The organism is Nocardioides sp. NPDC087217 (assembly GCF_044744805.1).
GTDB lineage: Bacteria > Actinomycetota > Actinomycetes > Propionibacteriales > Nocardioidaceae > Nocardioides.
Window position 1 is genome coordinate 364,560 of record NZ_JBIUZB010000005.1, and the last position, 15,580, is coordinate 380,139.

At 68.8% G+C, this 15,580-nt stretch carries 12 protein-coding genes; 11 read left to right on the forward strand and 1 reads right to left on the reverse strand.

The features are described from left to right. Window positions 1-13 precede the first annotated feature (13 nt). Both ACIO3S_RS22475 and ACIO3S_RS22480 read left to right on the forward strand, forming a co-directional pair. A complete protein-coding gene (locus ACIO3S_RS22475; RefSeq protein ID WP_400467920.1) occupies window positions 14-904 on the forward strand; it encodes a dimethylarginine dimethylaminohydrolase family protein in 891 nt (296 codons plus the stop codon). An 11-nt stretch (window positions 905-915) separates the two neighbouring features. Further along, window positions 916-1,995, forward strand: coding sequence for a histidinol-phosphate transaminase (locus tag ACIO3S_RS22480; RefSeq protein ID WP_400467921.1), 1,080 nt, complete (start codon window positions 916-918; stop codon window positions 1,993-1,995). 85 nt (window positions 1,996-2,080) lie between these two features. On the opposite strand, the gene ACIO3S_RS22485 is transcribed toward ACIO3S_RS22480, so the two are convergent. Continuing rightward, entirely contained in the window at window positions 2,081-2,719 is a 639-nt protein-coding gene (locus ACIO3S_RS22485) for a hypothetical protein (protein ID WP_400467922.1), read from the reverse strand. A 550-nt stretch (window positions 2,720-3,269) separates the two neighbouring features. Here ACIO3S_RS22485 and ACIO3S_RS22490 point away from each other — a divergent pair. From ACIO3S_RS22490 to ACIO3S_RS22530, 9 genes are all read left to right on the forward strand, one after another. After that, on the forward strand, window positions 3,270-6,611 hold the full coding sequence (locus ACIO3S_RS22490) for a DUF2126 domain-containing protein (RefSeq protein ID WP_400467923.1): 3,342 nt from the start codon (window positions 3,270-3,272) through the stop codon (window positions 6,609-6,611). Further along, a complete protein-coding gene (locus ACIO3S_RS22495; protein WP_160026521.1) occupies window positions 6,608-9,076 on the forward strand; it encodes a circularly permuted type 2 ATP-grasp protein in 2,469 nt (822 codons plus the stop codon). The genes ACIO3S_RS22490 and ACIO3S_RS22495 overlap by 4 nt, the downstream gene beginning before the upstream one ends. Window positions 9,077-9,216: 140 nt before the next feature. Next, window positions 9,217-10,128, forward strand: coding sequence for a transglutaminase N-terminal domain-containing protein (locus ACIO3S_RS22500; RefSeq protein ID WP_400467924.1), 912 nt, complete (start codon window positions 9,217-9,219; stop codon window positions 10,126-10,128). Between the two features lie 16 nt (window positions 10,129-10,144). Beyond that, the gene (locus ACIO3S_RS22505) at window positions 10,145-10,615 is read left to right on the forward strand and encodes a hypothetical protein (protein ID WP_400467925.1); all 471 of its coding nucleotides are present in this window, start codon (window positions 10,145-10,147) and stop codon (window positions 10,613-10,615) included. A 20-nt stretch (window positions 10,616-10,635) separates the two neighbouring features. Next, entirely contained in the window at window positions 10,636-11,637 is a 1,002-nt protein-coding gene (locus ACIO3S_RS22510) for a putative zinc-binding metallopeptidase (protein WP_400467926.1), read from the forward strand. A gap of 53 nt (window positions 11,638-11,690) precedes the next feature. Next, the gene (locus ACIO3S_RS22515) at window positions 11,691-12,302 is read left to right on the forward strand and encodes a CDP-alcohol phosphatidyltransferase family protein (RefSeq protein ID WP_350718528.1); all 612 of its coding nucleotides are present in this window, start codon (window positions 11,691-11,693) and stop codon (window positions 12,300-12,302) included. Continuing rightward, window positions 12,299-12,760: a hypothetical protein gene (locus tag ACIO3S_RS22520; protein WP_400467927.1), complete on the forward strand. Its 462-nt coding sequence runs from the start codon at window positions 12,299-12,301 to the stop codon at window positions 12,758-12,760. The genes ACIO3S_RS22515 and ACIO3S_RS22520 overlap by 4 nt, the downstream gene beginning before the upstream one ends. Window positions 12,761-12,798: 38 nt before the next feature. After that, complete coding sequence (locus ACIO3S_RS22525; protein WP_400467928.1) at window positions 12,799-13,794, forward strand: glutathione S-transferase family protein; 996 nt, start codon at window positions 12,799-12,801, stop codon at window positions 13,792-13,794. 193 nt (window positions 13,795-13,987) lie between these two features. After that, window positions 13,988-15,490, forward strand: a complete 1,503-nt coding sequence (locus ACIO3S_RS22530) for a non-reducing end alpha-L-arabinofuranosidase family hydrolase (protein WP_400467929.1) — start codon at window positions 13,988-13,990, stop codon at window positions 15,488-15,490. Window positions 15,491-15,580 lie beyond the last annotated feature (90 nt).

Here is a 15,580-nt window from a genome sequence, read left to right on the forward strand (position 1 = left end):
GAGAGGGGTACGAGTGAGCACATCGCTGAGCTGGGGCCGTCACTACCTGATGACCGAGCCGACGCACTACCGCATCGACTACGCCATCAACCCGTTCATGGACACCGAGATCCAGCCGGATCCGGTCCGTGCTCGCGCGCAGTGGGACACCCTGAGGGCCACCATCGAGGAGCTCGGCGGCCGCGTCGACGTCATCGCGCCGCGCGAGGACAGCCCCGACATGGTCTACGCGATGAACCTCGGCTTCGCGGCCACCCTCGCGGACGGCCGGAGGCACGTGCTCCTCTCCCACATGCGCTTCCCCGAGCGCCGCAACGAGACGAACTCCGCGATCGAGTGGTTCGCCGCGAACGGCTGGGGGACGGCGTACGTCGGCAAGGACGGGGTCGGACCGACCTTCGAGGCGGGCGACGTCTTCCCGTACGCCGGCCACCTGGTCGCCGGCACCGGGCCGCGCACCGACGAGATGGCGCTGAAGACGTTGGCGACCGAGATGGGCGTGCGCGTCCTGGGCGTACGGACGACCCACTCGGGGATGTACCACCTCGACCTGGCCTTCTGCCCGCTCGACGAGCGCCGCGCGATCATCTGCCCGGACGCCCTCGCTCCCGAGTCGGCGCAGGCGCTCGTCGACCTGGTCCCCGAGCCGCTGTTCATCACCGAGGAGGAGGCGCTCAGCACCTTCGCCGCCAACTCGATCGTGATCGGCCGCACCATCGTGATGCCGTCCTGCCCGGACCGCATCCGCACCGTCCTCGAGGGCTGGGGCTTCACGATCCGGATCGTCGAGATGAGCGAGCTCCACCTCGGCGGCGGGTCGGTGCGCTGCGTCACCAACCCGCTTGACATCGTGGTCGGCCGCGACGTTCCCGTGGTTTACGGGGGCGAGGTCATCCCGACCTAGGATCTCACGATATGAGCACCCCACAGCCCCGTCCCAGTGTCGCCGCGATGCCTGCGTACGTCGCGGGCAAGCCGCCGGTCGAGCGGCCCGGTCTGGTGACCTACAAGCTCTCCTCCAACGAGAACCCCTACCCGCCGCTGGACGGGGTGGTGGAGGTCGCCGCCGAGGCGGCGGGGCGGGTCAACCGCTACCCCGACGCGGGCAACACCGAGCTCTACGAGGCGCTCGCGACGGCCTACAAGGTGCCGGCCGAGGAGCTCGCTCTCTCGACCGGCGCCGTGGCGCTGATCTTCCAGCTGGTCTCGGCCTACTGCGGTCCCGAGGACGAGGTCGTCTTCGCCTGGCGCAGCTTCGAGGCCTACCCGATCGCGGTGCTCGCGGCCGGCGCGACCGCGGTGAAGGTGCCGGTCAGCGGGGACGGTCATCACGACCTGGACGCGATGGCGGCGGCCATCACGGAGCGGACGAAGGTCGTCTTCGTCTGCACGCCCAACAACCCGACCGGCACCTCGGTCACCCAGGCCGAGCTCGACGCCTTCCTCGCGAAGGTGCCCGAGCACGTGCTGGTCGTGGTCGACGAGGCCTACGCCGAGTTCGTACGCATGGACGACGCCGTCGACGGCATCGCCACCTATCGCGCGCGGGCCAACGTGGTGGTCCTGCGTACGTTCTCCAAGGCCTACGGGCTGGCCGGCTTCCGGGTCGGCTACGCCTTCGCGCCGGCCCCGATCGCCGCCACCCTGCGGGCAATGGCGCTGCCTTTCGGCGTCAACGTGGTCGCCCAGGCCGCCGGCGTCGCCTCGCTCGAGCGGCAGACCGAGCTGCTGGCTCGCGTCGACCACGTGGTGGCCGAGCGGACCCGGGTGGTCGAGGGCGTCCGCGCCGCCGGCTGGGACATCCCCGACGCGCAGGGCAACTTCGTATGGTTCGCCTTCGGCTCTCCCGAGCGCTGCGCCGAGTTCGCCGCGGCTGCCGACGAGGTCGGCCTGATGGTCCGCCCCTACCCGCCCGAGGGCGTACGTGTCTCGATCGGCGAGGCCGTGGCCAACACCCGCCTCATCGAGCTCGCGGGTTCGTTCCCGAAGGGCTGAGGTTCGGCGTCGCCCGGCCAAATAGCAGAGGTCCAACAGCATCGATGCTGCTGGACCTCTGCTGATTGGGTAACGGTGGATGCCTCTACGGCAGGGGGAGCTTCCCGAGGATCGAGTTGAGCAGGTCCGTCAGGACCGGGCCGACGACCGGGAGGCTGTTGATGATGCCCAGCAGGCTGTCGGTGACGCCGGGGAGCTCGGGAACGCCGGGAACTCCGGGGACGCCGGGGACGGGGACGTCCGGGATCGGAACATCCGGGATCGGAACGTCCGGGACCGGGACCTCCGGGACGGGAACGTCTGCGGCAGGAACGTCCGCAGCCGGGCTGTCCGGAACGGGAACGTCCGGAGTCTCCGGGATCCCCGGACCGTCCGGGACGTCCGGGATCGGTGTGTCGGGAACGTCCGGGGTGTCGGGAACTTCGGGTACGTCGGGAACGTCCGGTGTCTCCGGAACGTCCGGAGTGCCAGGTACGTCCGGGGTTTCCGGTACGTCCGGAGTGCCGGGTACGTCCGGGGTGTCGGGGACGTCCGGGGTGTCGGGTACGTCCGGGGTTTCCGGAGTGTCCGGGACGTCGGGCGTGTCCGGAATCGGAGTGCCCGGAGTGCCGGGGACCGGAGGGTCAGGAATTGGAGGTGGAACGGGGCTGGCCATGACTGGTGCGGCGACCGTGGCCAGTGCGAGTCCAGCGACGACAGCGGCGATTCGAGTCCGAGAAATCACGACATCTCCTTTGTTGCTGTTGGGTCGTTCTGAGTGCATCCTGAGCCGACTTGAAGCACAAAGTCAAGAACTTTCTCAAACCAATTGATTCGCCTCATAACCTGAATAAGTGGCGTAATCTCATCAGGCCAACTTCTAGCCGGGGATACCGTCCAGGTTCAACCGCCAATGCCTTCATACCAGGTGAAACGTGGTGTTCCCCGACTTGGTTGCCGACGTCGGAGGCGCGCCTCGGCGGATAGGCACCTGCGGTATCGGCTCCTTGTGCCATAGGCCTGACTGCTGTCATAAACACCCCGTGGGGTAATAGATCCCGGCGACCTGGAAGATGCGGAATTCCACTGATTGCCCGCCTGGGTTTAGTCGCGATGAAATGCATTTACCAATCAGCAGATTCGGATCAAGCCGTTCCCTATTCGTGATAAGTCACGCGCCAATTCGAGCCAGGACTTGAATCCAGCTCAACGGACGCGTCGCTCAGCAGGTTCGTCAGACGCCGGCCCGGCGGTTCGTTACCCTGGCGCAACCTCGATCGGTCAGGCTTGACCCCATGTCGATCAAGGTTGCGCTCGAACATCGGACCACCTACGAGTTCGCGCAGCCGGTGGGGGTCGGTCCGCACGTCGTACGCCTGCGCCCGGCGCCACACACCCGGACCCCGATCGAGGCCTACTCGCTGTCGGTGACGCCGGCGGCGCACTTCATCAACTGGCAGCAGGACCCGTTCGGCAACTGGCTCGCACGGCTGGTCTTCCCGGAGAAGACCGACAAGCTCGAGGTCACCGTGGGGCTGGTCGCCGACATGGTGGTGATCAACCCGTTCGACTTCTTCGTGGAGGAGTACGCCGAGACCTTCCCCTTCGACTACGAGCCGCAGCTGAAGGCCGATCTGGCGCCCTACCTCCGCGACGTGGAGTCGGCGACGGCGGCCGATGCCTGGCGGCAGCAATTGCCGGCGCTGCCCGAGGACGGCGTCCGCACCGTCGACTTCCTGGCGAGCGTCAACCAGGCGGTCAACTCGGACGTCGCCTACTCGGTGCGGATGGAGCCAGGCGTACAGACACCCGACGAGACCCTGCGGCTGGGCATCGGCTCGTGCCGCGACTCGGCGTGGCTGCTGGTGTCCCTGCTGCGTCAGTACGGCCTCGCGGCACGGTTCGTCTCCGGCTATCTGGTGCAGCTGGCCGCCGACCAGGAGTCGCTCGACGGCCCCTCCGGCCCGACCGAGGACTTCACCGACCTGCATGCGTGGTGCGAGGTGTTCGTCCCGGGAGCCGGCTGGATCGGGCTCGACCCGACCTCGGCCCTGTTCGCCGGCGAGGGCCACATCCCGCTCTCGGCGACGCCGCACCCGTCCTCCGCGGCCCCGATCGAGGGGGCCACCGACCCGGTCGAGGTCACCTTCTCCTTCGCCAACGAGGTCACCCGGATCCACGAGGACCCTCGGGTGACGCTGCCCTACACCGCCCAGGAGTGGGACCGGATCGACGCCCTGGGCGAGGCGGTCGACCAGCGTCTCCAGGCCGCCGGCGTCGAGCTGACCATGGGCGGCGAGCCGACCTTCGTGTCGTTGGACGACCAGAAGAGTGCTCAGTGGAACACCGACGCCGATGGCCCGCACAAGCGCGAGCTCGCCGCTGACCTGGCCGAGCGCCTGCGCAAGGTCTACGGCAAGGGCGGGATCGTCCACCGCGGCCAGGGCAAGTGGTACCCCGGCGAGCCCCTCCCGCGCTGGAACATCGACCTGCAGTGGCGTACGGACGGCCAGCCGCTGTGGAGCGACCAGACCCTCTTCGCCGACCCCTGGCCCCCCGCCGAATCGGTAGAAGCGGAGGCCGAATCGGTAGAAGTGGGCGACGAAAGTCGAGTTTCGTCGCCCACAAGTGCAGATTCGACTGCCACTACTACGGATTCGGCGAGTGCTGTGGCCGACGCCATCGCCAGGATTCTCGGGCTTCCCGAGGAGCAGGTGTTTCCGGCGTACGAGGATCCGCTGGCGAAGATCGCCCAGGAGGTGCGTCAGCCCGACGGCCCCAGGCCGGACGACGCCGCGGATCGCGGTGACCTGAACGTCACCGAGCTCGACAAGGAGGTCACCGAGCCGGTCGGCTGGGTGATCCCGATCAACACCAACGACGGGGAGTGGACGAGCCCGCAGTGGCGGTTCCGGCGCGGGCGGCTGGTGCTCGCGCCGGGCACCTCGGCGGTCGGGCTGCGGCTGCCGCTCGACTCGATCTCCTGGCACGACCCGGAGTTCCAGGGTGAACCGTCCTACCTGACCGCGGAAGCGCCGCTCGACCCGGAGATCCCGCAGGTCACCGTCACCGATCCCGACGAGGCACCGACCACCGCGCTCGCGATCGAGGAGCGCGACGGGCTGGTCCATGTGTTCCTGCCGCCGACCGATCGGCTGGAGGACTACGTCGCCCTGCTCCGGGTGATCGAGCGGGCCGTCTCCGACCAGGGCACGCAGGTCGTGCTCGAAGGCTACGGTCCGCCGCCCGATGCCCGCCTGGCACGGCTGACGGTCACCCCGGACCCCGGCGTGATCGAGGTCAACGTGCAGCCGACCGCCACCTGGGCGGAGCAGCGGGAGCTGATCACGACGCTCTACGAGCAGGCTCGTCAGGCTCGTCTGTCCACCGAGAAGTTCGATCTCGACGGGCTCCACACCGGCACCGGCGGCGGCAACCACCTCACCCTCGGCGGACGTAGCCCCGAGCGCAGCCCCCTGCTCCGGCGGCCCGACCTGCTGGCCAGCCTGATCCGCTATTGGCAGCGCCACCCTTCACTCTCCTATCTCTTCTCCGGCCGCTTCATCGGCCCGACCAGCCAGGCGCCGCGGTTCGACGAGGGCCGCCCGGAGGCGGTCTACGAGATGGAGATCGCGCTGCAGGAGGTCGCCCGGATCACCCGGGAACACCCCGAACCCCGCCCGTGGATGATCGACCGGGCCCTGCGCCACCTGCTCACCGACCTGACCGGCAACACCCACCGCGCCGAGTTCTGCATCGACAAGCTCTACTCCCCGGACTCCTCCCGAGGACGCCTCGGCCTCCTCGAGCTCCGTGGCTTCGAGATGCCGCCGCACCCGCAGATGGCGCTCCTCCAGTCGCTCCTGGTCCGGAGCCTGGTCGCGTGGTTCTGGGAGGAGCCGTACGAGGCGCCCCTGGTCCGCCACGGCAGCGCCCTCCACGAGGACTTCCTGCTCCCGCAGGGGTGCCTGCGCGACATCGAGGAGGTCGTGGCCGACCTGCGCCGCCACGGGATCCCGTTCGAGTCGCAGTGGCTGGCTGCGTACGCCGAGTTCCGCTTTCCACGGATCGGGCTCGCGCGGGTCGCCGTGGATCCCATGACCAGTATCGAGCTGGAGCTGCGGCAGGCGATCGAGCCCTGGAACGTCCTCGGCGAGGAGGCCACCGAGTCGGGCACGGCACGCTACGTCGACTCCTCGGTCGAGCGGGTCCAGATCTCGGCGAGAGGGATCGACCTCGACCGGCAGCTGGTGACGTGTCAGGGTGTTCCGGTGCCGCTGACCCCCACTCCTGTTCCGGACACGTTCTACGCCGGCGTCCGGTTCAAGGCGTGGAGCCCGTGGTCGAGCCTCCATCCCAGCATCGACGTCCAGGCGCCGCTGCACTTCGACGTCGTCGACATCGCCTCCGAGACCAGCCTCGGTGGCGCGACCTACCACGTCGTGCACCCGGGCGGCCGCAGCTACGACCACCCGCCGGTGAACGCCAACGAGGCCGAGGCACGCCGCGCGAGCAGGTTCGAGGCGCGCGGCCACACCTCCGGCCGGCTGGACGTCGCGGAGATGCGTGAGCGCGCGGCCCGCGGCACCACTCCCGACAACCCGCACACCCTGGATCTCCGACGGGTGGTGCGGTGACCGTCCTTCGCGAGTACGCCGACGCCCTCGGCCTCCTCGACGCGACCGACCAGCCCTACGACGAGGTCGTCGGGCCCGACGGCACCCTACGCCCCGCGTGGAAGCCGATGGCCGAGACGGCCGTCTCGATCACGCCGGCGACGCTGAGCCGGATCGGCCACGATGTCGAGCGGTTCCTCGCCGACGACGGGGTCACCTACCTGCGTCCCGGCGCCAGACCCGAGCCCTGGCGGCTCGACCCCGTGCCGCTCGTCATCGACCCCGCGCAGTGGCGCATCCTCGAGGTCGGCCTGGCCCAGCGTGCCGAGCTGCTCAATGCGATCCTCGTCGACCTCTACGGCCCGCAGCGTCTGCTCCAGGACGGGATCGTCCCGGCGGCGGTGGTCTTCGGCCATCACGGCTTCCACCGCGTCGCAGCCCGGGCCAGCAACCACGACCCGCGGCCGCTCGTTCTTGCTGCCACCGACCTGGGTCGTACCCCCGACGGTGAGTGGCGGGTGCTCGCCGACCGCACCCAGGCGCCGAGCGGGATCGGCTACGCGATGGAGAACCGCCGGGTGATCAGCCGGGTGCTCCCCGAGCTGCACCGCGATGCCGGGCTGCACCGGATGGAGCCCTACTTCGCGGCTCTCCGCAGCGCTCTGCTGGAGTCGGCGCCCGGTGACCAGGCCGACCCGCGGGTCGTCGTCCTGTCCCCGGGCACCCACTCCGAGACCGCCTACGACCAGGCCTTTCTCGCCTCGACGCTCGGTTTCCCGCTGGTCCAGGGCGCCGACCTGACCGTACGCAACGGCGAGGTCCTCATGCGCGGCCACGGCGACCGGCTGGAGCGGGTCGACGTGATCCTGCGGCGCGTCGATGCGACCTGGTCCGACCCCCTCGAGCTCCGCGGCGACAGCCAGCTCGGCGTGGCCGGCCTGATCGAGGCCGTACGCCGCGGCAACGTGCGGGTGGTCAACGGGTTCGGGGCCGGCGTGCTCGAGAACCCGGGGCTGGTTCCCTATCTTCCCGCCGCCTGCGAGGCCCTGCTCGGGGAGCCGTTGCGGCTGGCGTCGCTCGGCACCTGGTGGTGCGGCGACCCCGCCCAGCGCGAGGAGGTCGAGCGGCGCCTGGCCGCGGGCGACCTGGTCGTGCGGACCCTGGAAGGGACGATCGTCGACGGAACGCCCGAGGAGCTGGCCGCCAGGATCGCGGCCGATCCCTACCGCCATGTCGGGCAGGAGAGGATCACGCTCTCCCAGGCTCCGACCTGGGCCGAGGGGCACGGTGCGGTCGGCCGGCCGCTGACGCTGCGTACGTTCTCGCTCCGCTACGGCTCTGCCTACCGGCCGCTGGTCGGTGGCCTGGCCTCGATCCGGGCCGACGAGACCGGGCTGCCGCCGTGCAGCAAGGACGTCTGGGTGCTCAAGGAGTCGCCGCAGGACGCCGACCAGGGTCTGGCCGACGTGCTCCCGATGACCCATTCGCGCTCGGTCACGGTGCTCGTCCCGCGTGCGCTCGAGGACATGTACTGGTCGGGGCGCTACGCGGAGCGTGCCGAGGACCTCATCCGGCTCATCCTGGCCACGCACGTGCTGGCCGAGGACTTCAGGACCAGGCCGCGTACGTCCGGCGGCATCAGCCTCGAGGTGATGCTGAGCGCGCTCGACCGGCTGGGCGGGCACGGCCACGCCGACGCCGATATCGACGCCGAGTTCCGGTCCATGCTGCTGGACGCCGACCGGCCGGGGTCGGCCGCGCAGTCGCTGGCCGGGATGCGACAGGCCTTCAGTGGCGTACGCGACCAGCTCAGCCCCGACATGTGGCGGATCTTCTCCGCGACCGACCGGGCCGCCGAGGAGCTCCGGGTCAACCCGCACTCGCTGCAGATCGCCGAGTCGGGTGCCGAGATGCTGCACGGCATCCTGGCGATGCAGGGGATCGTGGCAAGCATGATCCGCGACGAGGGCTACCACTCGATCCGGCTGGGACGGTTCCTGGAGCGGTCGATGCAGGTCTGTCATCTGCTCCGTGCGACGACCACGGTGCGGAGGGGGCTCGAGGTCGACCGGGCCGTGCTCAATGCCGTCCTCGCCTCCGCCGAGTCCGCGGTCACCCACCGCCGCCGCTACCGGGGCTACGTACGCACCGGGGGAGTGCTCGACCTGCTCATCATGGACCGCGACAACCCCCGCTCGCTCGCCTTCTGCCTACACGAGCTGCGCCTCCACCTCACCAAGCTCCCCGGCTCGACCGGCTCGTCCCGCCCCGAGCGGCTCCTCGACGACATCACCGACATGCTCGACCGCACCGAGGTCGCCGGCCTCGTCGCCATCGGCGGTGTCGGCCGCCCCAACCTGGAGTCCTTCCTCGACCAGGTCCAGGCCCAGCTCGTCCGCCTCGCCGACGCCATCAGCGACGTCCACTTCGCCACCGGCCCCGCCCCCCAGCCCCTCAACGCCCTCCCGGCGCAATCGCTCAGTTGAGCATAGGTTGGTGGCATGGACAGTACGTCTGATCGCGAGCACGAGAAGGCTTCCCGCAATCGGCCGCGCGGTCGGCGCGTTGAGGCACGAGACTTCATCGACCCCGGCGACGTGGCGGTGGTCGGGATAGCATCCGGCGGGTGAGATACCGGGTCAACCACACGACGACCTATTCCTACGACGAGGACGTGACGAACTCGTTCGGGATCGCCAACGTCACGCCGCGGGAGCTGCCTCACCAGCATGTCGAGAAGGCGGAGGTTCAGGTCACGCCGGCGCCCGCGGACCAGTCGAGCGATGTCGACTTCTATGGCAACACGGTGACGTACTTCCAGGTCCTCGAGCCGCATCAGTTGCTCGAGATCACGGCCGTCTCCGAGGTGGAGGTCAGCACACCGGTCTATGACGAGGCGAGCTTCGACCAGCCGTGGGAGCGGGCGCGGCCGCTGGTCGACCCCACGATCCCCGGCGCCTGGCGGGCGACCGACCTGGCGGTGGCCTCGCCGCTGGTTGAGCACACCCAGGAGGCGTACGACTTCGGTGCCGTCTCCTTGACCGAGCAGCGACCGATCGTGGAGGCGGCGGAGGATCTGATGCACCGGATCCATGCCGGGTTCGACTACGACGACACCGCCACGACGGTCACCTCGACGATCCCGGAGATCTTCGAGGCCAAGGGTGGTGTCTGCCAGGATTTCGCTCACCTGATGTTGGCCTGTTTTCGAGCGCACGGGCTCGCGGCCCGCTATGTTTCCGGCTACCTCGCCACCACCCCTCCGCCGGGGAAGCCGCGGCTCGTCGGAGCCGATGCCTCCCATGCCTGGGTGGAGGTGTGGGTGCCCCACTACGGGGCAGACCGCAGCGGCGCGGGGACGGGCCAATGGCTCGCCCTCGACCCGACGAACGACACCAGGGCCGACGATCGCTACGTGAGCGTCGCCTGGGGACGTGACTATGCCGATGTGCCTCCTGTGAAGGGGGTCATCTACACCGAAGCCACCACCTCGACCTTGACCGTCTCTGTCGATGTGGCCCCCGACCAGCAGGAGTGAAGTTACGGTGTTGCTCGTGGGACAGCCTCCGCAGCGGGCGAGCATCGTGACCCGCGGCAGCCGCTGGCGTCGCGGAGTACGCATATCCGGAGTGCTGGTGGTCGCCGCGGCTCTCACCGCGCTCACGCTCTGGCTGCTGGCGCGCGGCTCGACCCCGGCCGAGGTCACCCGCGAGTTCATGGAGACCACCTCGGTCACCACCCTCTACGAGCTGGCCTCCGACGAGGGCGACGAGCTTCTCGACGGCGGCGGCGCGAGCGCGATGATCGACGCCGCGGAGGGGAAGCGCACCTACGCCGACCCCAACCCGCGCGCAGTGAATCGGGACATGGTCTTCGGCGAGCCGGAGATGTACGGCGACGCGGCCCAGGTCACCGTCAGGGTCTCCTACACCGCCGAGGATGGCTCCGTACCCGACGAGTCGATGGTCGTGGTCCTCGTCCGGGAGGACGGCGAGTGGCGCGTCGAGAGCTGGGGGACGGCCTGAGACGGCCGATGATGGGTGACATGGAAGCGTTCACCTGTCGGGAGTGCGGCAACCGTCTCTACTTCGAGAACTCGGCGTGCGTCTCGTGCGGCACCCGGCTCGCCTACTCCCGCGAGGAGCGCGCGATCGTTCCGGTCTCGTCCGAGGGCAGGTACGTCGACAGCGAGGGCTACATCTGGTGGGTCTGCGCCAACACGCTCGAGACGGGATGCACCTGGCTGGCCCGCATCGAAGGCGGCATCTGCTTCGCCTGCGAGCTGACCCGGACCCGGCCCAACGAAGCCGCGCCCGAGTTCGTCCAGCAGCAGTACTCCCTCGCCGAACAGGCGAAACGACACCTCGTGGTCGAGCTCGACAACCTCGGCCTGGAGATCCGCACCAAGGCCGAGGACCCGGCCGAGGGGCTCACCTTCGACCTGCTGGCCAGCGACGGCGTCGCGTCCACCCCCGACGTGGTCATCGGTCACGACGGCGGCGTGATCACGATCGACCTGGCCGAGTCCGACGACGCCTACCGTGAGCACGTCCGGGCGACGCTCGACGAGCCCTACCGCACGCTGCTCGGCCACTTCCGGCACGAGGTCGGCCACTACTACGAGTGGCAGCTGGTCCGTGGACCCGAGCTGATGGAGCGCTGCACCGAGATCTTCGGCGACGAGTCGGTCTCCTACGAGGAGTCGCTCCAGCGCCACTACTCCGAAGGACCGCCCGCGGGCTGGACGGAGAACTACATCTCGACCTACGCCACCATGCACCCCTTCGAGGACTTCGCCGAGACCTGGGCCCACTACCTGCACATCCGCGACACGCTCGGGTCCGCGGCGGCGTACGGGCTCGCCGACCCGGTGCCCGCCGAGATGCCGTTCCGGCAGGTCGTCACCGACATCTGGGTGCCCCTCTCGGCTGCGCTGAACGTCATCAACCGGTCCATGGGCCACGACGATCTGTATCCCTTCGTCATCCCACCCGCGGTCCTGGACAAGCTCGACTTCGTGGCCTCCCTGGTGCGCGAACAGCGCTGAGCCGCGGGTCGATTCCACCGGGCTACGCCCATCGGCACTCTATGCTCCGGACCATGATCGAAACCGCCGTCGTCCTCGACGCCAAGGAGCGCGCCCGGCCCGAGTCGGAACGGCTGTGGACGTCGGCGACGGTGATCACGTTCGTACGCACCATCGCTTCGGTGGTGCTGTCGGCGAGCGCTGCGTCGCAGGGCAGCCTGACGCTCCTGGTCATCGCGCTGGTCGTCTACTGGGCCGGGGACAGCCTCGACGGTGCGGTCGCCCGGTGGCGCGATGAGGAGACGCGGATCGGCGGCGTGCTCGACATCTTCTCCGACCGTCTCTGCGCGGCGGCGTTCTACGTCGGGCTGGCGTTCCTGCAGCCCGACCTGTCGCCGGCGATCTTCGTCTACCTGGCGGAGTTCATGGTGATCGACTGCTTCCTCTCGATCGCCTACCTGGCCTGGCCGATCAAGAGCCCGAACTACTTCTACGTCATCGACCGGACGCTGTGGCGGTGGAACTGGTCCCACCCGGGCAAGGCGCTCAACTCGGGGCTCTTCGCGATCCTGCTGCTGGTCACCGGCTGGATGTGGCTGGGGCTGGCGATCGCCACGGCCCTGCTGATCATGAAGTGCGTCTCGCTGGGACGGCTCCTCAGGATCGGCATACCCGTGCCCAGATGAGACTTCTGATCGGCACCCTGCTCTTCTGCCTCGGCTCTGCGCTCATCCCGGTGATGAACGCCGAGGCGTACCTGTCCGTCGTCGCCCAGAACTCCGGTTGGTGGCCACCGTTGCTCGGGTTCGTCGCCGGGCTCGGCCAGACCGGCGGCAAGGTGGTCTGGTACTACGCCGGTCGTGGATCCACCAAGATCCCCTGGATCAGGAAGAAGCTCGAGTCGCCCAAGTGGCAGGGCTCCTATGACCGCTGGTACGCCAGGACCTCGGGTCGCCCGGTTCTGGCCACCGCACTCCTGGCCGCGTCGGGCCTCTCCGGCTTTCCGCCGCTCGCGGTGATGTCGGTGCTCTTCGGCGCGTTGCGGTTCAACCTGCCGATCTTCACGCTCACGGTGCTCATCTCTCGTGCGCTGCGGTTCTGGTTGATCCTGGAGGCGGCGGGTCTCGCCTGGACGTTCCTCTGATTCGCTTCAGGATTCAACCACACCGTTAGAGTGAGCCCATGCGGGAGAAGGCGACCTACGTACAACCGGGCACTGAGTTCAACCGGGACATGAACTACATCCCGGACCGGATCACGCGAGAGGCGCGGAAGCCCGAGTTCGGGCCGAGCGACGTGCCGTTGTGGCCGGTCGAGCCGGGCCGCTACCGGCTGGTCGCGGCCGCCGCGTGCCCGTGGGCCAACCGGGCGATCATCGTCCGCAACCTGCTCGGGCTGCAGGACGTCATCTCCCTCGGCCTCGCCGGCCCGACGCACGACGCCCGGTCGTGGACCTTCGACCTCGACCCCGGCGGCGTCGACCCGGTGCTCGGTATCGAGCGGCTGCAGGAGGCCTACTTCAAGCGCTACCCCGACTACCCGCGCGGCATCACGGTGCCGGCGATCGTCGAGGAGACCTCCGGCAAGGTCGTCACCAACGACTTCCCGTGGATCACCCACGACTTCTTCCACGAGTGGACCGACTTCTTCGCCGACGACGCGCCCGACCTGTGGCCGCGGGCGCTGCGCGAGGAGATGGACGAGGTCAACCAGCGGGTCTTCACGGAGGTCAACAACGGGGTCTACCGGTGTGGCTTCGCCGGCTCCCAGGAGGCGTACGACGCGGCGTACTCACGTCTCTTCGCTGCTCTCGACTGGCTCGAGGAGCGGCTCTCCGGGCAGCGCTACTTGGTCGGCGACCAGCTCACCGAGTCCGACATCCGGCTGTTCACGACGCTGGCCCGCTTCGACGCGGTCTACCACGGCCACTTCAAGTGCAACCGGCAGAAGCTGGTCGAGTTCCCCGCGCTGTGGGCCTATGCGCGCGACCTCTACCAGACTCCCGGGATCGGCGGGACGCTCGACTTCGACCAGATCAAGCAGCACTACTACGTCGTCCACACCGACCTGAACCCGACGCAGATCGTCCCGGCAGGCCCGGACCTGAGCGGCTGGGACGAGCCCCACGGGCGCGAGTCGCTCGGCTCAGACCTCGGGATATCGCGTCGTCGGGGTTGAGTACGGCGCGTGATTCGACGTCGCCCCCTGCTTGCGGGTCTGGAACGTGCCTCTTGACGAAGAAGTGTGTTAACGATCACACTCTGGGTTCCCCCATCGGAGAATGTTAGCGCTAACACCTTCGTGGCGGGCATGCGTCGCGGTGCGCCTCTCTTCGGGCGCGGCGTCCGTTTCCTGATCAAGGAGGATCATCATGTCTGCCCTGTCTAGTTCTCAATCGATCGCGCCGCCGTCGCGGCCACGCCGGTGGTTGAAGCGGCTCGTCGCCGCCACCGTGGCGGCAGTGGTGGCCGGTGGCGGCATCTTCGCGGTCACCGGAACGCCGGCGTCGGCCGCCACGGTCGACACCACTGCCTGGTACGAACTGGTGAACCGCAACAGCGGCAAGGCGCTGGACGTCAGTGGCGCGTCTACCGCCGACGGGGCCCGTCTCCACCAGTGGACCCGTACCAACGCCACCAACCAGCAGTTCCAGTTCGTGGACGCCGGCGGCGGCTACTACCGGATCAAGGCGCGGCACTCGGGCAAGGTGCTCGACGTGTCCGGCTGGTCGACGGCCGACGGCGCCGCCATCCACCAGTGGACCGACCACAACGGTGCCAACCAGCAGTTCCGGCTGGCCGACTCCGACAGCGGCTACGTGCGCCTGATCAACCGCAACAGCAACAAGGCGGTCGAGGTCCAGGGCGCGGCGACCAACGACGGCGCCAGCGTCGTGCAGTACAGCGACTGGAACGGCAGCAACCAGCAGTGGCAGCTCGTCCGCGTCGGCGGCGGCAGCGGTCAGTGCACTCTTCCGTCGACGTACCGCTGGACCTCGACGGGCCCGCTGGCGCAACCGAGGAACGGACAGGTCGCGCTCAAGGACTTCACCGCGGTCAGGCACAACGGCCAGTACCTCGTCTACGGGACGACGCACGACGCCGGAGACGCCTGGAACTCGATGGTCTTCAGCCCCTTCACGAACTGGTCCGACATGGCCTCGGCCGGCCAGAACCAGTTGACGAGCTTCAACGCCGTCGCGCCGACGCTGTTCTACTTCGCCCCGAGGAACATCTGGGTCCTCGCCTACCAGTGGGGCTGGCCGTACACCTTCTCCTACCGCACGTCGAGCGACCCCACCAACCCCAACAGCTGGGGCCCGCACCAAGAGCTCTCCACGGCAACCCTTCCCCTGGGAGCCCCCATCGACCAGACCCTCATCGCCGACGACAGGAACATGTACATGTTCTTCGCCGACGACCTCGGCAACATCTACCGTTCCAGCATGCCCCTCGGGAACTTCCCGGGCAGCTTCGGCTCGAGCTACACGAAGATCATGAGCGACACAGCCGCCAACCTGTTCGAGGCGGTCGAGGTCTACAAGGTCCAGGGACAGAACCAGTACCTCATGATCGTCGAGGCCCAGGGGTCGAACGGTCGCTTCTTCCGCTCGTTCACGGCCACCAGCCTCGACGGCACGTGGACCCCGCAGGCCGCCACCCAGAGCAACCCGTTCGCAGGCAAGGCGAACAGTGGCGCCACCTGGACCAACGACATCAGCCACGGCGACCTGGTGCGCACCAACCCCGACCAGACCAAGACCATCGACCCGTGCAACCTGCAGTTCCTCTACCAGGGGCGCGACCCCAGCTCCGACGGCATGGACTACGGCCTCCTGCCCTACCGGCCGGGTGTGCTGACCCTGCAGCGCTAGTGGCGTGACGCAGGTCCGGCACAGACATTTCTGAGGTAGCGGGTGGGCTCGATGCATTGCCGAGCCCACCCGCTACCTCTGCCTCGAACG